Below are 20,338 nucleotides of genomic sequence, written 5' to 3' on the forward strand. Positions count from 1 at the left end.
CCGCGCCGGGATCGGCGCGGCGGTCCGCGGGGCAGGGCGTCGGTTTAGGCGGCGTCCATACGGTCGATCAGGCTCTTGGGGCGCAGATCGGTCCAGTTCTTCTCGACGTACTCGAGGCAGGCGGCCCGGCTGTCCTCGCCGAACACGATCCGCCAGCCGGCCGGGACCTCGGCGAAGACCGGCCACAGCGAGTGCTGGTTCTCGTCGTTGACGAGCACCAGATAGCGGCCGTCCTCGTCCTCGAAGGGGTTCGTCGTCACTTGGCCTCCTCCGTCCACGCCAGACCGTCCGGGCTGGGCACCAGGCCGTCGCTGAGCAGCGGGGCCTCGAACGCGTCCGCGCCGCGCACGCCGCGGACCTGGATGTTGTTCATCTCGGTCATCACCTCGCGCACCACCGGCGTGCCGAACAGGTGATGCATGCGCTCGCCGGACTCGGTCTGCATGCTGCCGGTGCGCTCGACCGCGTCGGCCAGCCCGGCCGACGACTTCTGGAACTCCTCGACCATCGCGTCGGCGTTGGTGAAGGCCTGCTCGCCGGAGTGCACGCCACCGACGAGGGTCACGAACGCCTCGAGGTCGGTCGCCTCGAAGTTCGTCACCTTGCGGGCCTTCCAGAAGTACGAGTCCTCGTTGCTCTGCATGTCGTAGAAGGCCGACAGGAACTCGTAGAAGACCCGGAACTCGCGGCGGTAGCGGCCCTCGAACTCCTCGAAGGCGCGGTCCTCGCTGATGTCGCCGGCCAGCACGCTGTTGATCGACCGGGCGGCCAGCAGCCCGGCGTACGTCGACAGGTGCACGCCGGTGGAGAAGACCGGGTCGATGAAGCAGGCGGCGTCGCCGACCAGCACCATGCCGGGCCGGTGGAACGAGCTGTTGGTGTACGAGTAGTCCTTGCGGGTGCGGATCTCGCCGTACGTACCCTCGGTGACCCGGGTCGCGTCGGACAGGAAGCCCTTGACGATCTCGCAGCGGTCGATGAAGCCGCGCAGCGACTTCTCCTGGTCGCCCTGGAGCTTGGCGGCGTGCTCGCGCGAGATGACGGCGCCGACGCTGGTGAGCGTGTCGGAGAGCGGGATGTACCAGATCCAGCCCTCGTCGAACGCGGCGCACAGGATGTTGCCGGAGTCGGGGGCGGGCAGGCGCTTGCCGCCCTCGAAGTAGCCGAAGACGGCGATGTTCTTGAAAAAGTCGGAGTAGATCCGCTCGCCGCGCACGTTCTGGTGGATCCGGCTGCGGTTGCCGGAGGCGTCGACCACGAAGGACGCCCGGATCTCGTGCTGTACGCCGTCCGCGCCGGTGTACCGGACCCCGCGAACCCGCTCGTCGTCGGCGACGACCTCGGTGACCGGGCTCTCCTCGCGCACGTCGACGCCCTTGGCGGCGGCGTTGCGCAGCAGGATCTCGTCGAACTTCAGGCGCTCGACCTGGTACGCGTACGAGGTGGGCCCGGAGAGCTCGGGGGCGACGGCGAACAGGAAGTTCCACGGCACGGGGTTGGTGCCCCAGCGGAAGCTGCCGCCGCGCTTGACCATGAACGCGGCCTTCTCCAGCTCCTCGGTGACGCCGAGCAGGCGGCCGATACCGTGCACTGTGGACGGCAGAAGCGACTCGCCGATCTGGTAGCGCGGGAACTTCTCCTTCTCCAGCAGGACCACGCTGTGGCCGCGCTTGGCGAGCAGGGTCGAGACGGTGGATCCGCCGGGGCCGCCGCCCACCACGACGACGTCGACGTTCTCGACGACCGGGCTCATCGCTGAGCCTCGGTTCGCTGCGCCGTCACTAGGTTGTACCAGGCCTTCACGGTGGGCTCCTGCGCCAGATCGAGGTAGCCGGCCTCGAAGCCGGCCTCACGCCACCGGGTCGCGAGGCTCATGAGCCGGATCGAGTCGAGGCCGCGGTCGATGAGGTTGTCGTCGTCGGCGAACGTGCCGGGCTCCTCGGCGAGCACCTCGGCGACGTCGCCGCGCAGACGTTCGAGGCTCAGGGATGCGGTCATCAGCGCTCTTCCTTCGGTGGTTTGTTAGGTAAGGCTTACCTGATGATTTCGAGTGAGTAAAGGATTCATCTGCCTCTTTCTACGGATAAGTCGTAGATGTGCAGGGCAGCTCGCTTGTGTCCAAGATCTCGAACACCCAGGAACTGAAAACCCGCGCCCTCGAACATGCGCCGGGCCACCGTGTGCCGCTCGTCCGGATCGGCCAGGACCTTCCGCGTACGGGGGTCTTTTTCGGTGAGGCCGTTGGCGATCGCTCGCACCATGGCCCGCCCGAGCCCGCGCCCAGTCCGCGCCTTGTCGCCGATGGCCAGGTGGATTCCGAGGTCGTACGGGCCGGCGTCGTACACCTGCCCGACGACGTCGCGTGGCGTCCGGTAGATCTCGACGTACGCGAGCGGCTCACCCTCGTACTCGATGATGTAGGGCCGGGAGAAGTCGCCCTGGAGCTGCTCGGCGATGGCGCCGGCCCACCGCCGCGGCGACCACGCCTGATCCCAGAAGAGCTCGACGTGCGGCTCGTTCATCCAGCGGCTGACAAGCTCGGGATCCGGGCCGTCCGGGGACAGCAGGCGATGGGACCAGGGCGGCGCCAGGACGGGCGCCGGGGGCGGCCCCGCCGCGACCACGGCCGCGGCGAGACCAGCCGTCACCTCACGGGTGGACACTCAGGAAGCCGCCTTGGCCGCGGTGGCGATCGTCGGCAGGACGTCGGTGATGATGTACTGCACCGACAGCGGCGTCGGGGTGCGCAGCGAGCTGAACTGCGGACCGGTCAGGGCGACGTAGGACTTGCGCTTGACGGAGCCCAGGTTCTTGAACAGGGTGTTGCCCTCGAGCGTGGGCTGCAGCGACGGCTCGGCGTAGTAGACGAGTGTGGTGTCGGCGTCGAGCACACCCACCTTTTCGAGACTGAGCTGCACGGCGAAGTCGTCACCCTTGAGCGCGGCGACAGCCGGGGCGAGCTTCATGCCGAAGTCGTTGAGCATCTTGACGCCGGCGTCCTTGTCGGAGCGCAGCACGCCGATCGAGCCGGCCTCCCACATCTGGCTGAGCGAGAACTGTTTGCCGGCCAGCTCCGGGTGATCGGCCTTCGCCTTGGCGATCTTGCCCTCGACGTCGGCGATGATCGGGGCGGCCTTGGCGTCCTGGCCGATGGCCTTGGCGACCTGCTTGAGCGTGGTCTGCCACGGATCCTCGAAGGCGCCGGTGGTCTCGTACGCGGTGGTCGGCGCGAGCTTGCTGAGCTTGGCGTACTCGTCGTCGATGTAGTAGTCCCCACCGGCCAGGATCAGGTCGGGCGCCAGCGCCGCGATCTTCTCGACGTCGAAGCCGGTGTCGCCGGCGGTGAGCACGGCCGGCTTGGAGGTGAGCAGCGGCTTGGCCCACGCGGTGACACCGTCCGGCCCGGACGACTCGGCCACGCCGACGGGCTGCACGCCGAGCATGAGCAGAGCGTCCAGATCGGCGTCGGAGAGGGCCACGATCCGCTGAGGAGCGGCCTTGACCTCGGCCGTGCCGAGCTTATGGGTCAGCGAAACCGGAAAGCTGGCGGCCGCGGCGGTGGACGCCCCCGGCGCCGCCACCTGATCGGCGTCGTCGCCTCCACACCCACTGAGCAGGGCAAGCCCGGCGGTGGCGGCGATTCCCGCCGCGAAGACACGTCTGGCTAAGGACATCTCGGACCTCACGTTCGCAAGTTAGGTTTGCCTAAGCTAAGCGACGCCGGTTCGTGGGGGCAAGGCCGTGTGAGAGTTTCGGTAAGGCTAACCTTCCATCGACGCTTTGCACGAGACTGTCCCCCACTAGTTGGCACGGACTTGGCTTTGGCCCTCGTTCGGTTCGATTTCTGATGGGAGGGTCATGACGGCGGTCGAGCTCCGGCGTGCCGGTCCATCCCGGAGGTTGTGGGTGCTGGCCACACTGCTCGCGGCGGTTGCCGTGGCAGTGGTGCTGAGCCTGGCGATCGGCGCCCAGTGGCTCAGCCCGGCCGCGGTCTGGCAGGCGGTGACCAACCCGGATCCGGCCGCACCGGCCACGGCGATCGTCCGCGAGCTGCGCCTGCCCCGCACCGTCCTGGGCGTCCTGGTCGGACTGGCCCTGGGCGCGGCGGGCGCCCTGATCCAGGGCCACACCCGCAACCCGCTGGCCGACCCGGGCCTGCTCGGCATCTCAGCCGGCGCGTCGTTCGCCGTGGTGATCGGCATCCAGTGGGGCACGGCCCAACTCACCGGCTACATCTGGTTCGCCTTCGCCGGCGCCCTGGCCGCCAGCGTGGCCGTCTTCGGCATCGCCTCCGGCCGCCGAGGCGGCCCCACCCCCGTGACGCTGGCCCTGGCCGGCATGGCGATCAGCGCCCTGCTGTCCTCGTTCACCCAGTCCCTGCTCCTCTCGGACGACGCCAGCCTGAACGTCTTCCGCTTCTGGGTCGTCGGCTCCCTGTCCGGCCGCGACGCCGACGTGGCAGTGCAGGTGCTCCCGTTCATCCTGCTCGGCCTCCTGCTGGCCGTCGTGAACGCGCCGGCCCTCAACGCCCTGGGCCTGGGCGAGGACATAGCCCGCGCCCTGGGCCAGCGCGTGACGACGGCCAGAGTCGTAGGCGTGGCCGCCATAGTCCTGCTGGCCGGCGCCGCCACCGCCGCCTGCGGCCCGATCGGCTTCCTGGGCCTGATCGTCCCCCACGTGGCCCGCACGTTCACCGGCCCCGACCACCGCTGGCTGATTCCCTGTTCCGCCCTGGCCGGCGCGGCCCTGCTCCTGCTGGCCGACGTCCTGGGCCGCGTCGTGGTGAGCCCCGGCGAGCTTCAAACCGGCATCGTCCTGGCCGTCATAGGCGCCCCCTTCTTCATAGCCCTCGTTCGCCGCCGCCGCGGAGTGGTGAAGCTTTGACCCCTGTTCTCACTGCTGATCGCGGGACGGAAGGCCCATGACACAAGCACCCGTCACGCCCGCCGGCCGCCGCGTCGTCCAGGCGGGCCCCGTCTCGGGCACGGTGTCACCGCGCACGGTCGCGGTCGGCACCGCCGGCCTGGTGGCAGCCCTGGCGATCGCCGTCGTCAGCATCGGCCACGGCAGCTTCACGATCGCCCCCGGCGACGTAGTCCAGGTCCTGCTGGGCGGCGGCACCGCGGCCCAAAAACTGATCGTGCTCGACCTGCGCCTCCCCCGCGTTCTCGTCGCGCTCCTGGTCGGCGCCGCCCTGGCCGTCTCGGGCGCGCTGACCCAAACCTTCGCCCGCAACCCCCTGGCCAGCCCCGACGTTCTGGGCGTGACCCACGGGGCATCCCTGGGCGCGGTGGCCGTCATCGTCCTGGGCTACTCCTCCTCCGCGGTGCCCTTCGCCGCGCTGGCTGGGGCTCTGGTCACCGCCGTGCTCGTGTACGTACTCGCCTGGCGCCGCGGCATAGACGGCTTCCGCCTGGTACTCGTCGGCATAGGCGTCGGCGAGATCCTGACCGCCGGCGTCTCCTGGTTCCTGGTCCGGGCCGAGATAGTCGACGCCACCCGGGCCACGATCTGGCTCAACGGCTCGGTCGCCGGCGCCGAGTGGACCCAGGTCCGTCCACTCTCCCTGGCACTGGTGGTCCTCCTCCCCCTCGCGACAGCCACCGCCTTCACCCTCCAGGCGATGCAGTTCGACGACGACGTCGCCCAGGCCCTCGGCATTCGCCTGCAACTGGCCCGCCTGGCGGTCGTCCTCACCGCGGTCGCCCTGGCCGCGGCGGCGGTAGCGGCGGCCGGCCCGATCGAGTTCGTCGCTTTCCTGGTCCCCCAGGTCGCCCTCCGTCTCTGCGGAGGCTCCCGTCCCCCGTTGGCGGTCTCCGCGATCCTCGGCGCCCTGCTGGTCGTCGCCGCGGACCTGGCGGCCCGAACGGTCCTGCCCGACCGCGAACTGCCCGTAGGCCTGGTGACAGCGATCGTCGGCGCCCCCTATCTGTTGTGGTTGCTCGTCCGCGTCAATCGAAGGGTTTCCGCATGACCGTCCCGACGACCGAGGAGCGCCACCGATGACCGCGGCCCACGACGCGCCCTTCACCGACGGTCAAGGCGCCCCTATCGCCTCCGACGCCGCGGTTTCCCCCGTCGCTGTTTCCTCCCCCGCTGCTTCCCCTGCTTCGCCCACAGCTGCTTCCCCCGCCGCCGACACCCCCAAGCCGGCACCGCGGCTGCGGGCGCGAGGGCTCCGGCTCGGCTACGGCGAGGACATCGTCGTGGACGGGCTGGACCTCGACATCCCGGACGGCGCGATCACCGCGGTGGTCGGGCCGAACGGCTGCGGCAAGTCGACGCTGCTGCGCGCCCTTGGCCGTCTGCTGCGTCCCCGTGACGGCGAGGTGCTCCTCGACGGCCGGCGCATCGACAAGATGCCCACCCGCGAGGTCGCCCGCATCATCGGCATGCTGCCCCAGAGCCCGGTCGCGCCCGACGGCCTGACGGTCGCGGACCTGGTCATGCGGGGCCGGCACCCGCACCAGAACTGGTTCCGCCAGTGGTCGCCGACCGACCAGAGCGTCGTCACCGAAGCCCTCGAGTGGACGGACATGCGTGACCTGGCCGAGCGCCCGGTGGACGCCCTCTCCGGAGGCCAGCGTCAGCGCGCCTGGATCTCCATGGCCCTGGCTCAGGGCACCGAGGTCCTGCTGCTGGACGAGCCCACGACATATCTGGACCTGAGCCACCAGATCGATGTGCTGGATCTGGTGGCCCGCCTCCACCGCGAGCGGGGCCGCACCATCGTCATGGTGCTGCACGACCTCAATCTCGCGGCCCGGTACGCCCACCACGTGGTGGCCATGAAGGACGGTCGCGTCGTGGCGCAGGGCTCCCCCGAGTCGGTCTTCACGGTGGAGCTGCTGGCTGACGTGTTCGGGCTGGCGGCTCTGGTCGTTCCGGACCCGGCCACTGGTACGCCGCTTGTCGTACCTCTCCCGCGGTCGTCATAGCTCTGCCTCCTGCCGGTCCGTCTTCGTTGCCCCAGAAGCTTCACACCTCACGGCTCGGGTGTCGTCATACCGAGGTCGGTCATACCGTGGTTTGACGACATCTCCGGCCCCGCTCCGTACCTTCGTCGGCAACACCTTCCCGGCACGAGGGGCGACGATGAAGGCATTGGTTCAGCGGATTTCCGCGGCGACGCCGCCCGGCCGCGATCGTGGCATCGACGGCTTACGGGCGGTCGCCGTGCTCGGCGTGGTTCTCGGTCACTGGCTGGTCACCGCACTCGACAGCACCTTTCATATAGCGAGCCCACTGCACTACCAGCCTCACCTGGTTCCGGTGAGCTGGCTGTTCCAGACCCTCGCGGTCTTCTTTCTGGTGGGCGGGCTGGTCACTCGGCCCGGCCCGCGGTACGGCCCATGGATCTCAGCTCGCCTGTCCAGGCTGTTCCGTCCGGTCGCCGCGCTAGTGGGCGTATGGAGCCTCATCGCGCTTCTCGCGCCTGGATCGCCGGTACGGCTGGTGACGAGTCCGCTGTGGTTCCTGTTGGTGTTCGCCGCGTTGACGGCCACCGCGCCGCTGCTCCGCCGTCTGCATCCGGCCTGGCCTCTAGCCACTGTCGCGATGGTCGACCTGGTGCGACTCGGCCTGGACGGGCCCGCCGCGCTCGGCTGGATCAACGTGGCCGCCGGCTGGGCCGTGCCGTTCACGCTCGGCATGGCGTGGGCGCGAGGCCGGCTTCGAGACCGCGCCACGTTGTGGATGCTGCTCCTCGGCGGCACCGCCGCGACCATCGCTCTCGTTCGCTGGTGCGGTTATCCCGCCTCGATGGTCGGCGTGCCCGGCGACGGCTTCTCCAATCTCGATCCGCCCAGCCTCGCGGCCGTCACCTTCGGCCTGGCCCAGTGCGGGGCCGCCGGCCTTCTGCTGAATCCGTTGCGCCGGCTGCTCTCACGCCCGGCGGCCTGGATGCCGGTGGCCGTGGCCAACCTGCATGCCATGACTGTCTTCCTCTGGCACCAGACCGCTCTGATCGCCGTGACCGCGGTGGCCCTGACTACCGGCCGGCTTGTGCCCGGCCTGCACACCACGCCGGACGGTACCGGCTGGGTCCTCGCCCGGCTGGGGTGGCTGCCGGCCTTCGCCGCGGTTCTTGTCGGCCTCTGCCTCGCCTTCCGGCAGCTGGAGCGACAATCTGTCAGAGGCAGGTCGTCAGCGGCTGACCGGGGTCGCCACCGGAAAGTTCTGGTTGAAGACGTCGTCCGGGTCGACGCGGCGCTTGATGTCGCGGAGGCGGCTGAGTGTCGCGGGCGGGAAGGCAGCTTCGAGCAGTTCGGTGGAAAAGCTCGTCTCGAAGCTCAGGTACAGCCCGTCCATCATCGGCCACACCCGTTCCCACGCCTCGTCGAAGGGCATGCTGGAGACGGCGGTCACCGAGAAGTTCTGATGGCGGTGCGCGTACGCGGTGGCGTCTCGGGCAACGTCGTTGATCGCGCCGCCGGTCGAGCGGATCTGAAGCATCTCCACGGCGCCGCTTCCGGCGAGGTCGGCCAGGCGGGCGGTGATCGGCTCGTCCAGATGGACGGCGAGCCCGGTGTGCGTGGTCGCGCCCTGTTGTCCTCGATGCGGGGCGTGGGTGGCCGTGACCACCCCGGCGTAGGGCACGAGTTGCGCCTGCTGACCGAGTACCGGCGCGACGGCGGTGAAGGGCCCGAAGGCACGGCCGGCTCCCTGCGGGTCGTCGCCGGCGTAGACGATGGTGGCGAGCGCGAATTCGCCGCCCATCAGATACAGGAAGGCGGAGATCTCCCTGGGCGCGGCCTCGACGGTCTCGCCCCAGGCGCGCAGGAACCGGGCCACGTCGTCCACCCGGTACTGCAGAGTGGCCCGGCCGACCACCGGCACCCGATCGGCCCGGAAGTCGAACGACGTGACGATGCCGACGTTCGCTCCGGCGCCACGGATCGCCCAGAAGAGGTCCGGGTCCTGCTCGGCGTCGACCCGCCGCACCGTGCCGTCGGCGGTGACGACCTCGGCCGCGACCAGGTGATCGATGGTGAGCCCGTGCGCCCGGCCCATCAGGCCGACTCCGCCGGTGGTCGCGAGCCCGCCGACGCCGACGTCGCCGGAGTCGCCCGAGCTGATCGCCAGGCCCCACGGATGCAGCGCCGCCGCGACGTCGCCCCATCGAGCGCCGGGGCCGATCCGAACCAGGTCGTCGCCGATCCGTTCGACACTGTTCAGGAGGCCCAGGTCGATGACCGTGCCCTCCACGTTGGTCGCGACGCTGCTGATCCCGTGGCCGCCGCTGCGCACCGACAGTGGGCCACCGGCGTCGCGAGCGAACCGCAACGCCTCGACGACCTCGGGCGTGGAGGCCGGACGAGCCACGGCGGCCGGTCGGCCGGTGGCCGTGTAGACATCCCGGACGGCGCGATAGAGCCGGTCGCCGGGCCGCACAACTTCAAGCATCGAAAAGCTCCTCGAACGGAACCGCCGGATGGCGGCTCAAGCTGGGCGCGGGCCCTCGGTCAGGTCCACGAAGTAGTGCAGGTCGTCGCCGGTGAGCGGGCTGATGCCGGCCACCAGTTCGGCGATGTGCGTGCCGACGTGAGTGGCCGGAATCCAGCGCTCGTCGTCGACACCGGCCAACTGGCGGGCACGGGTGCGGATCACGCCGAGGATCACCTCGTAGACCCGCGGGCCGCGGCCGCCCAGCTCGGCGGCGATCGTCCTGGTCATCGACTTGGTGGCGGCGGCAGTCAGCGCGACGCCGCCGGCGCCGGGGAACGGCAGGTCGGCGCTGAGGCCGTTCAGCTGCGCGATCATCCCGTCGGGTGTGAGCGTCGGGAGGAACGCGCGGTAGGCACGGAAGATCGTGGTCTGGTTCTGCCCGATCAGCTCGTCCCACTCGGCGTCGGTGAGTGTCAGCAGCGGCTTGCGGCCCTGCCGCCCCCAGTCGGCGACGCTGAGCACGACACCGGCGAACGGTCCGTGGGCGGTGCTCAGTTCCGTCGCGCGCTCGCGCAGCGCCGGGTCGAGGAGGTCCAGGGTCTCGCCGCGGAGCCGCGGGTCGCCGACACGGGCGGCGAAGTCGTCGAGCGTGCTCTGCCGCCGTGACGTGACGACCACGGTGGCGCCCCTGGACAGCAGGGTCCGGGTGACGCCTTCGCCGACACCGCCGGCGCCGCCGATGACCAGCACGGTCTTGCCGGTGAGGTCGGTGCCGGGTGAGGCCCACGCCGGTGCCTCAAGGGTGTGCTTCTCGGTTGTCGTGCTCATTTGGTCTGCTCAGCTTTCTTCTGCACGTGGTCAAGCAGGATCTGCAGGGTGGTGTCGAGATGTTCGAGCTGCTCAGGGTCGAGGGCGTCGGTGAACCAGCTCTGGGCCGAGCGCAGGTGGGGACCGAGGGCCTTGCGGTAGGCCGTGCGGCCCTCGTCGGTCAGGGCGACGACGGCGGCGCGACCGTCGCCGGGCTCGCCGCGGCCGCGCCGGACCAGACCACGCTCCTCCATGCGCCGCAGCTGATGGGAGAGGCGGCCCGTGTCCCAGCCGAGCGCGCGGGCGCATCCGGTGGAACGCATGGTGCCGTCGGGTGCCGATGCGAGCTGGGCGAGCACGGTGAAGTCGGCCTCCGAGAGCTGCGCGTCCGCCCACAGGTCCCGGCCCACCTCCCGGCGCACGGCCTCGCCCAGAACGATGAAGTTCTGCCATACACGCCGCTCCGCGGCCGTCATTCTTCCTGACACGTCAGCAAACTTAGAACTTTGCTGACACGTCAGCAAGTGATCTGGATCGCTCCCCCGAACGGAGGCTGAGGGCATGGGAAGTAAGCGCGGCGCGGCGCGGGGTTGGGGTGGCGGCTAGAGGGCGGGAGCGGCGACGGTCAGGAGACCTGCTGTCGCGTCCAGGTGAGCCTGGACGCCTAGGCCTACGGCTATCTGTTCGGGGCCGTGGCCGATGGGGAGGCCGCCTAGGACGGGGATGCCGAGGTGGGCCAGTTCGGCGGCCAGGTAGTCGATGACGGGAGGGCTGGGGTGGGGGTCCACGCAGTCGGTGAACTGGCCTACGGCCACGCCGGCCAGGGAGGAGAGCCAGCCGGCTCGGCGGAGGTGGACCAGCATGCGGTCCACTCGGTAGGGCTCCTCGTTGACGTCCTCCAGCAGGAGGATGGCGCCGGTCGTGTCAGGGGCGTGTGCGGTGCCGATCGTGGAGGTGAGCATGGCGAGGTTGCCGCCCAGCAAGGTGCCCTCGGCGGTGCCGGGGACGCGCACGGGAAAGGTGTCCTCGGAGCTGTCGGCCCGCACCTGGACGGGGGCTGACGTCATGAGGGCGTGACGGAGGGCCTGCGCGGAGCGCGTGCCGGGGCCACGGTCGAGCTGGCCCGCGGTGGGGCCGTGCACGGTGGCCAGGGTGGTCTCGCGCCAGAGAGCCAAGTGGAGGGCGGTGATGTCGGAGAAGCCGGCGATCAGCTTGGGGTCGGCGCGGACGGCGCCGAAGTCGACGCCGTCGACGATGCGCTGCATGCCGTAGCCGCCGCGCAAGAAGAGCACGGCGCGGACCGAAGGGTCGCGCAGGGCGGCGTTGAGGTCGGCCAGGCGCTGCTCGTCGGTGCCGGCCAGGTTGCCGTGCCGGCCGTGGGCGTGGGCGCCGACCTGTACGCGCAGGCCCCACATCTGCAAGGTGCGAGCCGCCGCCTCGGTTCGCGCCGGGTCGGTGGCGCCGGACGGCGACACCAGGGCGACCAGGTCGCCGGCCACCAGATGCTGACCTCGGATCATGGGCGGCAGCCTACGCCGGTGACCGGCGCGGACGGAGGGAGTTCACGAGTCGACGGTTGTACGGTCTCACGCTCACGCCAGGCGCCGCCGCAGGTTCCATGTGAGGACGCGCGTCAGCTTCGCCGGCGGAACCAGCCCCGGTTACGCGGGATCCGGGGGCGGGCGGCGCACTCCTTGCACTGCGCGGCGACGGTGAGCTGATCGGCCATCAGCGCCGAGTGGGAACGGCAGATGCGCCGCCCGCAGTCGGCGCATCGGCGATGCGTCACCACATTGCACTTCACGCCCGAGCTCAGGGGAAGCTCGCAACCCAGCACAATCAGTGATCTAGTCACAGGGCGCAGTGTGCCAGGCACATGAAGATCAGTCCAGACCTCTTGCAAATAGGTCAACCGCATGCAATTTGCACGGAGCCGTAGGGTAGTGATGATGGCACAGAACGACTCACTCGATCTCGCCCGGCAGATGACGGTCTTCGGGGCGGTGGGCCGGGTGCTGCGGCGGGCCGTCCGCCGGGTCGCGTCCGTCGACCGGCTCTCGATGGCCCAGGTCGAGGTGCTGCGGACGGTCGAGGCCCATCCGGGCATCGGCACGCGAGCGACGGCCGAAGAGCTGCAACTGGTGCCCAACACGGTGTCGACCATCATCGGTGAGCTCGTGACGGCGGGGCTGATCACGCGCGTACGGGACGAGGGTGACCGTCGTGTCGCCCGGCTGAACCTGACCGGCCAGGGTGAGAAACACCTGGCCTCGTGGGGTGAGACCCAGGACGCGGTGCTGGCCGCGGCGCTGGAGCGACTGGACCCGGCCGACCGGGACGCCGTGCGGCAGGCCCTTCCCGCGGTGCGCCGGCTGCTGGCCGTGCTGGAGTCGGACGGCGGCACTTCTTAGAGAGCTCTTAGTCTCGATTACTTGAGCCTTCATCTAACTGCGTCATGGTGGGATCATGACGATCACGGCCAGACCCGGCGCCGGACGACAGGCGCCACCCCGATCCGGGCCTTCCGCGACGCCACGCTGGTGGGGTGACGCCGGTGGCGTCGTCGCCGGCACGACCCTGCTCGTGGTGACCGCACTCTGGGTGAGCCACGGCGGACTCCAGTCCGTGACCGGCGGTGGACCCGGCGCGGTCTCCTCGATCGGCCGCCTCGTCGGTCTCTGGGCCTCCGACCTGCTGCTCCTGCAGGTGCTGACGATGGCCCGCATCCCGATGGTGGAGCGCGCCTTCGGCCAGGACAAGCTGGCCCGCTGGCACCGCTGGTCCGGCTTCACCTCGTTCTGGATGATGATCGCGCACATCGTGCTGATCACCATCGGCTACGCCGGCACCGCCCGGACCAACCCGTTCGCCCAGCTCTGGACCATGATCTGGAACTTCCCGGGGATGCTGCTGGCCGCGGCCGGCACGGTCGCCCTGATCATGGTGGTGGTGACGTCGGTCCGGGCCGCGAGGCGGCGATTGCGGTACGAGTCGTGGCATCTGCTGCACCTGTACGCGTACCTGGGCGCCGGTCTGGCCCTGCCCCACCAGCTCTGGTCGGGCTCCGACTTCGTCGGCTCGGCCTGGGCCGCCACCTACTGGTGGACGCTGTGGGGTGCGGCCGCCGCCTCGGTGCTGCTCTTCCGGCTCGGCCTGCCGCTGCTGCGCAACCGCCGGCACCAGCTCGTGGTCGACCGGGTCGTCACCGAGGGTCCGGGCCTGACCTCGGTCTACCTCACGGGGCGTGACCTCGATCGGCTGCCGGCACGGGCCGGGCAGTTCTTCCAATGGCGCTTCCTGGACGGGCCGGGCTGGACCAGGTCGCACCCGTTCTCCCTGTCGGCCGCGCCGGACGGCGGCCACCTGCGCATCACGGTCAAGGACTCCGGTGACGGCAGCTCCCGCGTGGCGTCGCTCAAGCGCGGCACGCGCGCCCTCGTCGAGGGTCCCTACGGCAAGCTCACCGGCGAGTCGTACCACGGCGGGCCGGTCGTGCTGCTCGCGTGCGGCATCGGCATCACCCCGCTGCTGTCGTTGCTGGGTGAGCTGCCGTACGGCCAAGGAGACGCGACGCTCGTCTACCGGGCCCGCAGCGAGGCCGAGATCGCGTTCCGGCCCGAGCTGGAATGGTTCGCGGTCCAGCGTGGCGTGACCGTGAAGTACCTGTTCGGCCCGCGCGCGGCCGACGGCTCGTGGCTGCCGTCCGGGCACCGCGACACGGACGTCGACGCCCTGCGCCGCCTGGCCCCGGCCATCGCGGACGCCGAGGTCTACCTGTGCGGCCCCGACGCCTGGACCGAGGCCGCGCACAGCGCCGCCCGGGCCGCCGGGGTGCCCGCCGCCCGCCTGCACACCGAACTCTTCTCCTGGTAAGCGAGGACCCCTGATGCGCCGAATCACCCTGTGGGCCTTCTCCACGGTCGCCGCGCTCGTGCTGCTGTTCAGCTACCGCACGAGCACGAACACTCCAGCCACCCCGGCGGCGGCCGAGGCTCCGCTCTCGGAGCCGAGCGCGGCCGGCAGCACCCCACCGTCGGCCGGCCCCAGCGGATCGGCCTCCGCGAGCACGTCGAAGAGCGGTCCCCTGGAGTACGACGGGTCGTCCGTCCAGACGCAGTGGGGCCCGCTCCAGGTCCACATCACGGTCGCCGAAGGCAAGATCACCGAGATCACGGCGCCGACGTCGCCGGCCGACAATCCGGCCGACGCGGGCGTGACAGCCGGGGCGCTGCCTCAGCTGCGCGAGCAGGTACTGGCGGCACAGAGCGCCTCGATCGACGGGGTGTCGGGGGCGACCTTCACGAGCGAGGCCTACAAGCAGTCTTTGCAGGCGGCCCTGGACGCCGCGCAGTTCTGATCCCCGGCGCACGCCGGGTCGCCGGAAGGGGTAGAACCGAGGGACGATGCGGATACTCGTGGTGGATGACGACGCGGCGGTGCGGGACTCGCTGGCCCGGACCCTGCGGTTCGAGGGCTATCAGGTGGACACGGCCGGCGACGGCGCGCAGGCGATCGACGTGGCGCGGTCGGCCGGGCCGGACGCCATGATCCTGGATGTCAGCATGCCGGTCCTGGACGGGCTCGAGGCCTGCCGCCGGCTGCGGGCCGAGGGGCTTCTGCTCCCGGTTCTGATGCTGACCGCGCGGGACAGCGTCGGTGACCGGGTGGCCGGGCTCGACGCGGGCGCCGACGACTACCTGGTGAAGCCGTTCGCACTTCAGGAGCTGCTGGCCCGGATCCGGGCCCTGCTGCGGCGCTCGGCTTTGAACGGCGGCCCGCCCGCCGATGAGCAGCGGCTGGTTTTCGCCGATGTGCGGCTGGACGAGGTGACGCGGGAGGTGTGGCGCGGCGATCGGCAGCTGCGTCTCACCCGTACCGAATTCACGATTCTCGAGGCTTTTCTGCGGCATCCGCGGCAGGTGCTGACCCGGGCCGCGCTCTTCGAGCAGGTGTGGGGTTACGACTTCGGCGAAGGGTCGAACAGCATCCACGTCTATCTCGGCTACCTGCGCCGCAAGCTGGAGGCCGAGGGCGAGCCGCGGCTGCTGCACACCGTGCGCGGGGTGGGTTTCGTGCTGCGCGAGGATCCGCTGTGACCGACCGGCCGGGATGGTGGCGGCGGCGGACGTTGCACACCCGCCTGTCGTTGATGGTGGCGTGTGCGGTGGCCGCGGCCGTCGTCGTCATGGCCGGGGCGGCCCTGCTCACCGTGGCCGCGCTGCAGGAGCATCAGCTGGAGGCGGCGCTCACCTCCGACGCCCGGTCGATCGCGGCCGCGCCCGGCGAGTGGCAGGAGATCCAGGAGGGCACGCCGAAGGGCTACGACCACCACAAGCCGCTCGGGCCGACCTGGCAGCTGCTGGACACGTCGGGGGCGATCGTCAGCGGCTCGGCCGGGACGCTGCCCGTGACCGCCGCGGCCAGGGAGATCGCGGCCGGGAAGCGGCCGCCCCTCCAGGAGGAGGTGATCATCGATGGCGATCACCATCAGATGCTCACCGTGCCGGTGAAGTACGGCGGCGGGGCCGTGCAGGTGGCCATCAATCAGGAGCGGACCCGCAATCTGCTGACGGTGCTGGCGGGGGCGCTCGCCGCGGCCTGTGTGCTCGGGATCGCGGGCGCGGCCTGGCTCGGGCGGGTGGTGGCGCGGGCCGGGCTGGCGCCGGTGGAGAAGCTGACCGAGTCGGTCGAGCAGGTGGCGGTCACCACCGACCTGACCCGGCCGGTCGAGGTGTCGGGGGTCGACGAGATCGCCCGGCTCGGGCGTTCGGTGAACACGATGCTGGCGGCCATCGACGCGGCCCGGCGGGCGCAGCGCACCCTGGTCGAGGACGCGGGGCACGAGCTTCGTACGCCGCTCACGAGCATCCGTACCAACGTGGAACTGCTGTTGGAGGTCGAACGCCGCCCGGAGCTGGCCCACCGGCTGCCGCCCGAGGAACGGGCGTCGCTGCTGGAGGACCTCGATTCTCAGGTGCGCGAGCTGGCCACGCTGACCACCGAACTGGTCGAGCTGGCGAGGGAGGAGACGACCCGGGAGGCGGTCGAGCCGGTCGAGCTGGCCGACGTGGTCACCGCGGCGGCCCATCGGGTACGGACCCGGGCGCCCGGCGTCGTCTTCACGACCCACCTCTCCCCCGGCACCGTGAACGGGCGGCCGGGCGAGCTGGAGCGCATGGTCGTCAACATCCTCGACAACGCGGCCAAGTGGAGCCCGGCCGGCGCCACGGTGACGACCACCCTGCGGGCGGACGGGCCGCACTGGTGGGCGCTGACCGTGGCCGACGAGGGTCCCGGTATCGCCGCCGAGGATCTTCCGCACGTGTTCGACCGGTTCTACCGGGCGCCGGCCGCCCGCGCCATGCCCGGCTCGGGTCTGGGCCTGGCCATCGTCGCCCAGACCGCGACCCAGCACGGCGGTACGGTGGCCGCCACCGCGAACGAGCCGCACGGCACGGTCGTGACCGTTCGGCTACAGCGCTAGGTCGTCGAGCCGGTGGGGCCGGCCCGAGCCACCCGGACCGAGCACGGCGATCGCGGTCACGCCGGGCCGCCCAGATGGCGTACCTCGGTGATCTCGACGGCTTGCTCGATGGACACCTTGCGCACATGGGCGCCGCGGTTGCGCTCCATCCGGACCAGGCCCTCGGCCGCGAGATCCCGCAGGGCGGCCCGGACGTTGAAGCGGCTGGCCGCGAACCGCTCGATCAGCTGGGCCTCGACAAGCCGCTCCCCGGGCAGGTATTCGCCGTGGAGAATCGCCTCACGCAACCGGTCCCGGACCTGCGCGGCCGCGGTTCCTCGGCGTTTCTCAGGCTGCATCAGCGCAGCCTGGCGCACCCCGCTGACAACATTGTCAACAATCTCCGCCGAGTCTGATCGAGGACGCATCGACGCCGCCGGATCGCTGCCGGGTGGAGGGTATGTCGATGAACAAGACGCTGGTCGTGGTCGCGCTGAGTCTGGTCGGTGGCTTCGCGGGCGCTCAGGCGCCGGCGGACATCGACAGTGTCCGGGTGTGGAACGGATTCGCCCTCGATGCCGTACGGGTCACCCGCGCCACCGACGCGGACGCGGCCCGGATGTACGCGATGGTGAATGTCGCGATGTACGACGCGGTGAACGGCCTGGCCGGCGGGCGGTCCCGGACCTCGGCCCTCGTGCCCGGCCCGGGACCGCGCCACGCCGACCCGCAGGCCGCCGCCGCGTCCGCCGCGCACGAGGTGCTGGTCGCCCTCGACCCGGCCCGCGCGGCCACCTACGACGCCCGGCTCACGGCCGACCTGGCCCGCCTCACCCACCCGGGGTCCGGCGCCGCCTGGGGCCGGCACGTCGGGCAGGCCGTCGTCGCGGCGCGGGCCGACGACGGCTCCACGCCCGTCGAGTCCCAGCCCGCCGGCGAGGGCCCGGGCGTCTTCCGGGCCGCCTGGCCGGGCACCCAGTACCGCAACGTGCGGCCGTTCGCCGTGGCCGACCCGGGCCGCTACATCCCGGCCGGTCCACCCGCGCTGACCAGCGTGCCCTACGCCGCCGCCCGGGCCGAGGTGGCGGTGCTCGGCGATGCCGCCCGGCCCGACGCCGACCTGCTGGCCACCTATCAGTACTGGTCGCTGCCGGCCGGCTCGGACCAGCCGCCCGGCGAGTGGCTGCGGATCGGCCTGGGCGTCGCCACGGCCCGCCATCTGCCGCTGGCCGAGCAGGCCCGGCTGACCGCGCTGCTGAGCATGGGCCTGGCCGACACGACGGTCGCCACGGTCGGCACGAAATACCGCTACCGCCACTGGCGCCCGACCACGGCGATCCGCGAGACGACCGATCCGGCGTGGACGGCCCGGGCCGGCAGCGTCGGCGGCACGCCCGAGTACACGTCCGGCCACAGCTCCTACAGCGGCGCCGGCGCGGCCCTGCTGGCCGGCTACTTCTGCGACGACGGCATCGCCTTCACCCACGTCACAGATTCGGCGCCGGGCGGTGCCGCCCGTTCCTACCCCGGTTTCTCGGCCGCGGCCGCGGAGGCCGGGCGTTCCCGGGTGTACGGCGGTCAGCACTTCGAGTTCAGCAATCAGGCCGGCCTGTCCACGGGCCGGGGTGTGGCGGCCGAGGTGCTGGCTACCCGCCTGTTGGTCCGGAACGGGCCGACCCACGTGGGCGCCTGCCCGCGCTGAGCCGGCCCGCGGCGTCACCGGCGGCGGCCCGCGTCATCGGCAGCAGCGGGCTCGACGCCATCAGAGTCAGGTCCTCGGCCCACGAGGTGGTGCCGTCGAGGAACCGCAGGACCCGGTCGGGCGGGTTGCGGTCGAAGAGGCGGTCGAAGAAGGCCACCCCGTCGACCAGGCCGCGGTCCAGGGCCCGCAACTGCACGGCGTCCATCCAGCGGTGGCGGAGTGGATAAGCCGGCTTGGGTACGGGCGGACGACCGGCCGCCACCGCGCGGGCCACCTCATCGGCCTGCCGGACCATCGCCGAGAACGTGAACCCGGTCGACGGCCGCGTCGCCCCGCCGGCGGTCCCCAGACGTACCACCCGCGCACTGGGCCGAGCCTCGAAGACGCCGTCGGTCATCGGGATCACGCCGTCCTCGACCTCACGGACCCGCAGCGCCCCCAGGTCGAGGCCGGTCAGATCGGCGTAGCCGCGCAGAGCGGCGTCGTAGGCGTCCCCGTCCAGCACGGCCGGCGAGAACTCGGTGTACTCGACGAGGGCGAACCGGTCGCTGACCGGCAGCACGTAACCGAAGGAAACACCACGGGCCGGTTGCGGCGTACGGAAATCCATCAGCACCGCGGACTCCGGATCGAAGACCGGCCGGTCGGCTTCCAGCCACCACCCGCGAAAATGCTGAAGCCAGTTGGTCCGCCCCGGCCGCGCCGGCTTGCGGGGCCGCGAGTCGAGCGCGAAGCCCGCCCGCACCAACGGCGTCCCGTCCGCGTCCAGCACGGTGACGCGATCACCGTCGTCGGCCACACGCCCGGCCGGCGCGGTGATCCGCACGGCGCCGAGCCGCTGTTCGACCTCGGCGGCCAGCTCGTAGAGGGGCGCCGAGCGCAACATCGCGTACCGCAAAGGCTGAAGCTCGAGCACCCGCCGCCGCTCCGGCGTCACCACGTCGACCCGGTCCCAGCTCGCGCTCAGCAGCTGGTCGAAAGCGGTGCCGGGCGTTCCCCAGAACGCCCACGTCCGGTCCTGCCCGCGCTTGCGTACCGGATCGACGATCGCCAGCCGTACGCCGGGAAGCCGCTCCCGCCCGAGGGCGGCCAGCACCAGCGACGCCGCTCCCCCACCACCCACGAGCACAAGGTCGACGTCCGGGATCACGTGTCTCACCCTATCCGGCATGATGATCGCCATGTCGAGTCGTGCCCTGAGCTTCGGCGCCGTGGCGGAGGCCTACGAGAGGTTCCGCCCCGGTTACCCTCCCGAACTGTTCGACCTGGTGACGGGGTACGCCGGGAAGCCCGTCCGAACCGCCCTCGAGATCGGCGCCGGCACGGGCAAGGCGACCCGCCTGTTCGCCCGCCCCGGCATCACGGTCACCGCCACCGAACCGGACCCGGGCATGTTGGCGGAGCTGCGCAAACACGTACCACCGAAAACAAAGACCGTCGAGGCCGCCTTCGAGGACCTGCCGCTGGACGAGCGCTACGACCTGGTCTACGCGGCGGCCTCCCTGCACTGGACCCGCCCCGAGACCCGCTGGTCACGCATGGCCGCGCTGCTGAACCCGGGCGGCGTCTTCGCGGCCTTCGGAGGCCCGATCGACCTGGCCGACCCGGAGGTGGAGGACGCCGTCCGAGCCGCCCGGTCCCCGTTCCTGGAGGACGACGACGTCCCCCTGCCGGGCGCCGACACGCGGGTCAGCCCGTCCGGCCGCTTCACCGACCTCCAGCACCACGTGATCGAACGCCGTTTCACCATGACCACCCACGACTACGTCGGCAACCTCTCGACCATCTCCGCCTACCTGGAACTGCCACCTCCCCAGCGGGACCAGCTGTTCAACCGGATAACCGAGGTCCTCCCACCGACCGTCGCGATCAAAGCCGACATCACCGTCGATCTCGCCCGCCTCGCCCCGTGACCCGCCGCGCGGCCAAGGACTGAGCCCTCGGTTGACTGAGCACCTGATCGTGGTGTTGCCGCCACT

At 71.2% G+C, this 20,338-nt stretch carries 21 protein-coding genes and 1 pseudogene; 11 read left to right on the forward strand and 11 right to left on the reverse strand.

Annotated elements, in window-relative coordinates; all coding sequences use genetic code 11:
• Positions 1-44: 44 nt before the first annotated feature.
• From AB0C26_RS38825 to AB0C26_RS38845, 5 genes are all read right to left on the reverse strand, one after another.
• The gene (locus AB0C26_RS38825) at positions 45-260 is read right to left on the reverse strand and encodes an MbtH family protein (protein ID WP_360258146.1); all 216 of its coding nucleotides are present in this window, start codon (positions 258-260) and stop codon (positions 45-47) included.
• Positions 257-1,753 (reverse strand): tryptophan 7-halogenase, encoded by a 1,497-nt coding sequence (locus AB0C26_RS38830; RefSeq protein ID WP_360258149.1) that lies wholly within the window; start codon positions 1,751-1,753, stop codon positions 257-259. The genes AB0C26_RS38825 and AB0C26_RS38830 overlap by 4 nt, the downstream gene beginning before the upstream one ends.
• A complete protein-coding gene (locus AB0C26_RS38835) occupies positions 1,750-1,998 on the reverse strand; it encodes a phosphopantetheine-binding protein (protein ID WP_360258151.1) in 249 nt (82 codons plus the stop codon). The genes AB0C26_RS38830 and AB0C26_RS38835 overlap by 4 nt, the downstream gene beginning before the upstream one ends.
• 65 nt (positions 1,999-2,063) lie before the next feature.
• Complete coding sequence (locus tag AB0C26_RS38840; protein WP_360258154.1) at positions 2,064-2,663, reverse strand: GNAT family N-acetyltransferase; 600 nt, start codon at positions 2,661-2,663, stop codon at positions 2,064-2,066.
• Positions 2,664-3,674 carry an ABC transporter substrate-binding protein gene (locus AB0C26_RS38845; RefSeq protein WP_360258157.1) on the reverse strand — a complete coding sequence of 337 codons (1,011 nt, stop codon included), beginning with the start codon at positions 3,672-3,674 and terminating at the stop codon, positions 2,664-2,666.
• Between the two features lie 184 nt (positions 3,675-3,858).
• Between AB0C26_RS38845 and AB0C26_RS38850 the strand changes: the two genes are divergently transcribed.
• From AB0C26_RS38850 to AB0C26_RS38865, 4 genes and pseudogenes are all read left to right on the forward strand, one after another.
• On the forward strand, positions 3,859-4,884 hold the full coding sequence (locus tag AB0C26_RS38850; protein ID WP_360258159.1) for an iron ABC transporter permease: 1,026 nt from the start codon (positions 3,859-3,861) through the stop codon (positions 4,882-4,884).
• A gap of 37 nt (positions 4,885-4,921) precedes the next feature.
• The gene (locus AB0C26_RS38855) at positions 4,922-5,974 is read left to right on the forward strand and encodes an iron ABC transporter permease (protein WP_360258162.1); all 1,053 of its coding nucleotides are present in this window, start codon (positions 4,922-4,924) and stop codon (positions 5,972-5,974) included.
• Between the two features lie 28 nt (positions 5,975-6,002).
• A complete protein-coding gene (locus AB0C26_RS38860) occupies positions 6,003-6,938 on the forward strand; it encodes an ABC transporter ATP-binding protein (RefSeq protein ID WP_360258164.1) in 936 nt (311 codons plus the stop codon).
• Between the two features lie 157 nt (positions 6,939-7,095).
• A pseudogene (locus tag AB0C26_RS38865) lies at positions 7,096-8,091 on the forward strand (acyltransferase); the annotation flags it as partial.
• 54 nt (positions 8,092-8,145) lie between these two features.
• On the opposite strand, the gene AB0C26_RS38870 reads toward AB0C26_RS38865, so the two are convergent.
• The 4 genes from AB0C26_RS38870 to AB0C26_RS38885 all read right to left on the reverse strand — a co-directional run bounded on the left by AB0C26_RS38870 (position 8,146) and on the right by AB0C26_RS38885 (position 11,714).
• Positions 8,146-9,405: an FAD-binding oxidoreductase gene (locus AB0C26_RS38870; RefSeq protein WP_360258166.1), complete on the reverse strand. Its 1,260-nt coding sequence runs from the start codon at positions 9,403-9,405 to the stop codon at positions 8,146-8,148.
• Between the two features lie 36 nt (positions 9,406-9,441).
• Positions 9,442-10,215 (reverse strand): SDR family oxidoreductase, encoded by a 774-nt coding sequence (locus tag AB0C26_RS38875; protein WP_360258169.1) that lies wholly within the window; start codon positions 10,213-10,215, stop codon positions 9,442-9,444.
• The gene (locus tag AB0C26_RS38880) at positions 10,212-10,682 is read right to left on the reverse strand and encodes a MarR family winged helix-turn-helix transcriptional regulator (protein ID WP_360258171.1); all 471 of its coding nucleotides are present in this window, start codon (positions 10,680-10,682) and stop codon (positions 10,212-10,214) included. The genes AB0C26_RS38875 and AB0C26_RS38880 overlap by 4 nt, the downstream gene beginning before the upstream one ends.
• 114 nt (positions 10,683-10,796) lie before the next feature.
• Positions 10,797-11,714 carry an LD-carboxypeptidase gene (locus tag AB0C26_RS38885; RefSeq protein WP_360258173.1) on the reverse strand — a complete coding sequence of 306 codons (918 nt, stop codon included), beginning with the start codon at positions 11,712-11,714 and terminating at the stop codon, positions 10,797-10,799.
• Between the two features lie 429 nt (positions 11,715-12,143).
• Here AB0C26_RS38885 and AB0C26_RS38890 point away from each other — a divergent pair, with 429 nt between their 5' ends.
• From AB0C26_RS38890 to AB0C26_RS38910, 5 genes are read left to right on the forward strand one after another with little or no spacing between them, the layout of a single operon-like run.
• Positions 12,144-12,605: a MarR family transcriptional regulator gene (locus AB0C26_RS38890; RefSeq protein ID WP_360258176.1), complete on the forward strand. Its 462-nt coding sequence runs from the start codon at positions 12,144-12,146 to the stop codon at positions 12,603-12,605.
• A 55-nt stretch (positions 12,606-12,660) separates the two neighbouring features.
• Positions 12,661-14,067 (forward strand): ferric reductase-like transmembrane domain-containing protein, encoded by a 1,407-nt coding sequence (locus tag AB0C26_RS38895; protein WP_360258179.1) that lies wholly within the window; start codon positions 12,661-12,663, stop codon positions 14,065-14,067.
• 13 nt (positions 14,068-14,080) lie between these two features.
• Positions 14,081-14,551, forward strand: coding sequence for an FMN-binding protein (locus AB0C26_RS38900; protein WP_360258181.1), 471 nt, complete (start codon positions 14,081-14,083; stop codon positions 14,549-14,551).
• Positions 14,552-14,597: 46 nt separating this feature from the next.
• On the forward strand, positions 14,598-15,290 hold the full coding sequence (locus AB0C26_RS38905; RefSeq protein WP_360258183.1) for a response regulator transcription factor: 693 nt from the start codon (positions 14,598-14,600) through the stop codon (positions 15,288-15,290).
• Positions 15,287-16,678, forward strand: a complete 1,392-nt coding sequence (locus AB0C26_RS38910; RefSeq protein WP_360258185.1) for a HAMP domain-containing sensor histidine kinase — start codon at positions 15,287-15,289, stop codon at positions 16,676-16,678. The genes AB0C26_RS38905 and AB0C26_RS38910 overlap by 4 nt, the downstream gene beginning before the upstream one ends.
• A 56-nt stretch (positions 16,679-16,734) precedes the next feature.
• Here the strand turns inward: AB0C26_RS38910 and AB0C26_RS38915 are convergent, their stop codons facing one another.
• Entirely contained in the window at positions 16,735-17,016 is a 282-nt protein-coding gene (locus AB0C26_RS38915) for a GntR family transcriptional regulator (RefSeq protein ID WP_360258187.1), read from the reverse strand.
• 107 nt (positions 17,017-17,123) lie between these two features.
• Here AB0C26_RS38915 and AB0C26_RS38920 point away from each other — a divergent pair, with 107 nt between their 5' ends.
• The gene (locus AB0C26_RS38920) at positions 17,124-18,359 is read left to right on the forward strand and encodes a vanadium-dependent haloperoxidase (RefSeq protein ID WP_360258189.1); all 1,236 of its coding nucleotides are present in this window, start codon (positions 17,124-17,126) and stop codon (positions 18,357-18,359) included.
• Here the strand turns inward: AB0C26_RS38920 and AB0C26_RS38925 are convergent.
• The gene (locus AB0C26_RS38925; protein ID WP_360258191.1) at positions 18,304-19,518 is read right to left on the reverse strand and encodes a lycopene cyclase family protein; all 1,215 of its coding nucleotides are present in this window, start codon (positions 19,516-19,518) and stop codon (positions 18,304-18,306) included. The genes AB0C26_RS38920 and AB0C26_RS38925 overlap by 56 nt on opposite strands.
• A gap of 22 nt (positions 19,519-19,540) precedes the next feature.
• On the opposite strand from AB0C26_RS38925, the gene AB0C26_RS38930 reads away from it, so the two are divergent.
• Complete coding sequence (locus tag AB0C26_RS38930) at positions 19,541-20,272, forward strand: class I SAM-dependent methyltransferase (RefSeq protein ID WP_360258193.1); 732 nt, start codon at positions 19,541-19,543, stop codon at positions 20,270-20,272.
• The last annotated feature ends 66 nt before the right edge of the window (positions 20,273-20,338 follow it).

It is taken from the genome of Actinoplanes sp. NPDC048796, from assembly GCF_040650035.1.
GTDB lineage: Bacteria > Actinomycetota > Actinomycetes > Mycobacteriales > Micromonosporaceae > Actinoplanes.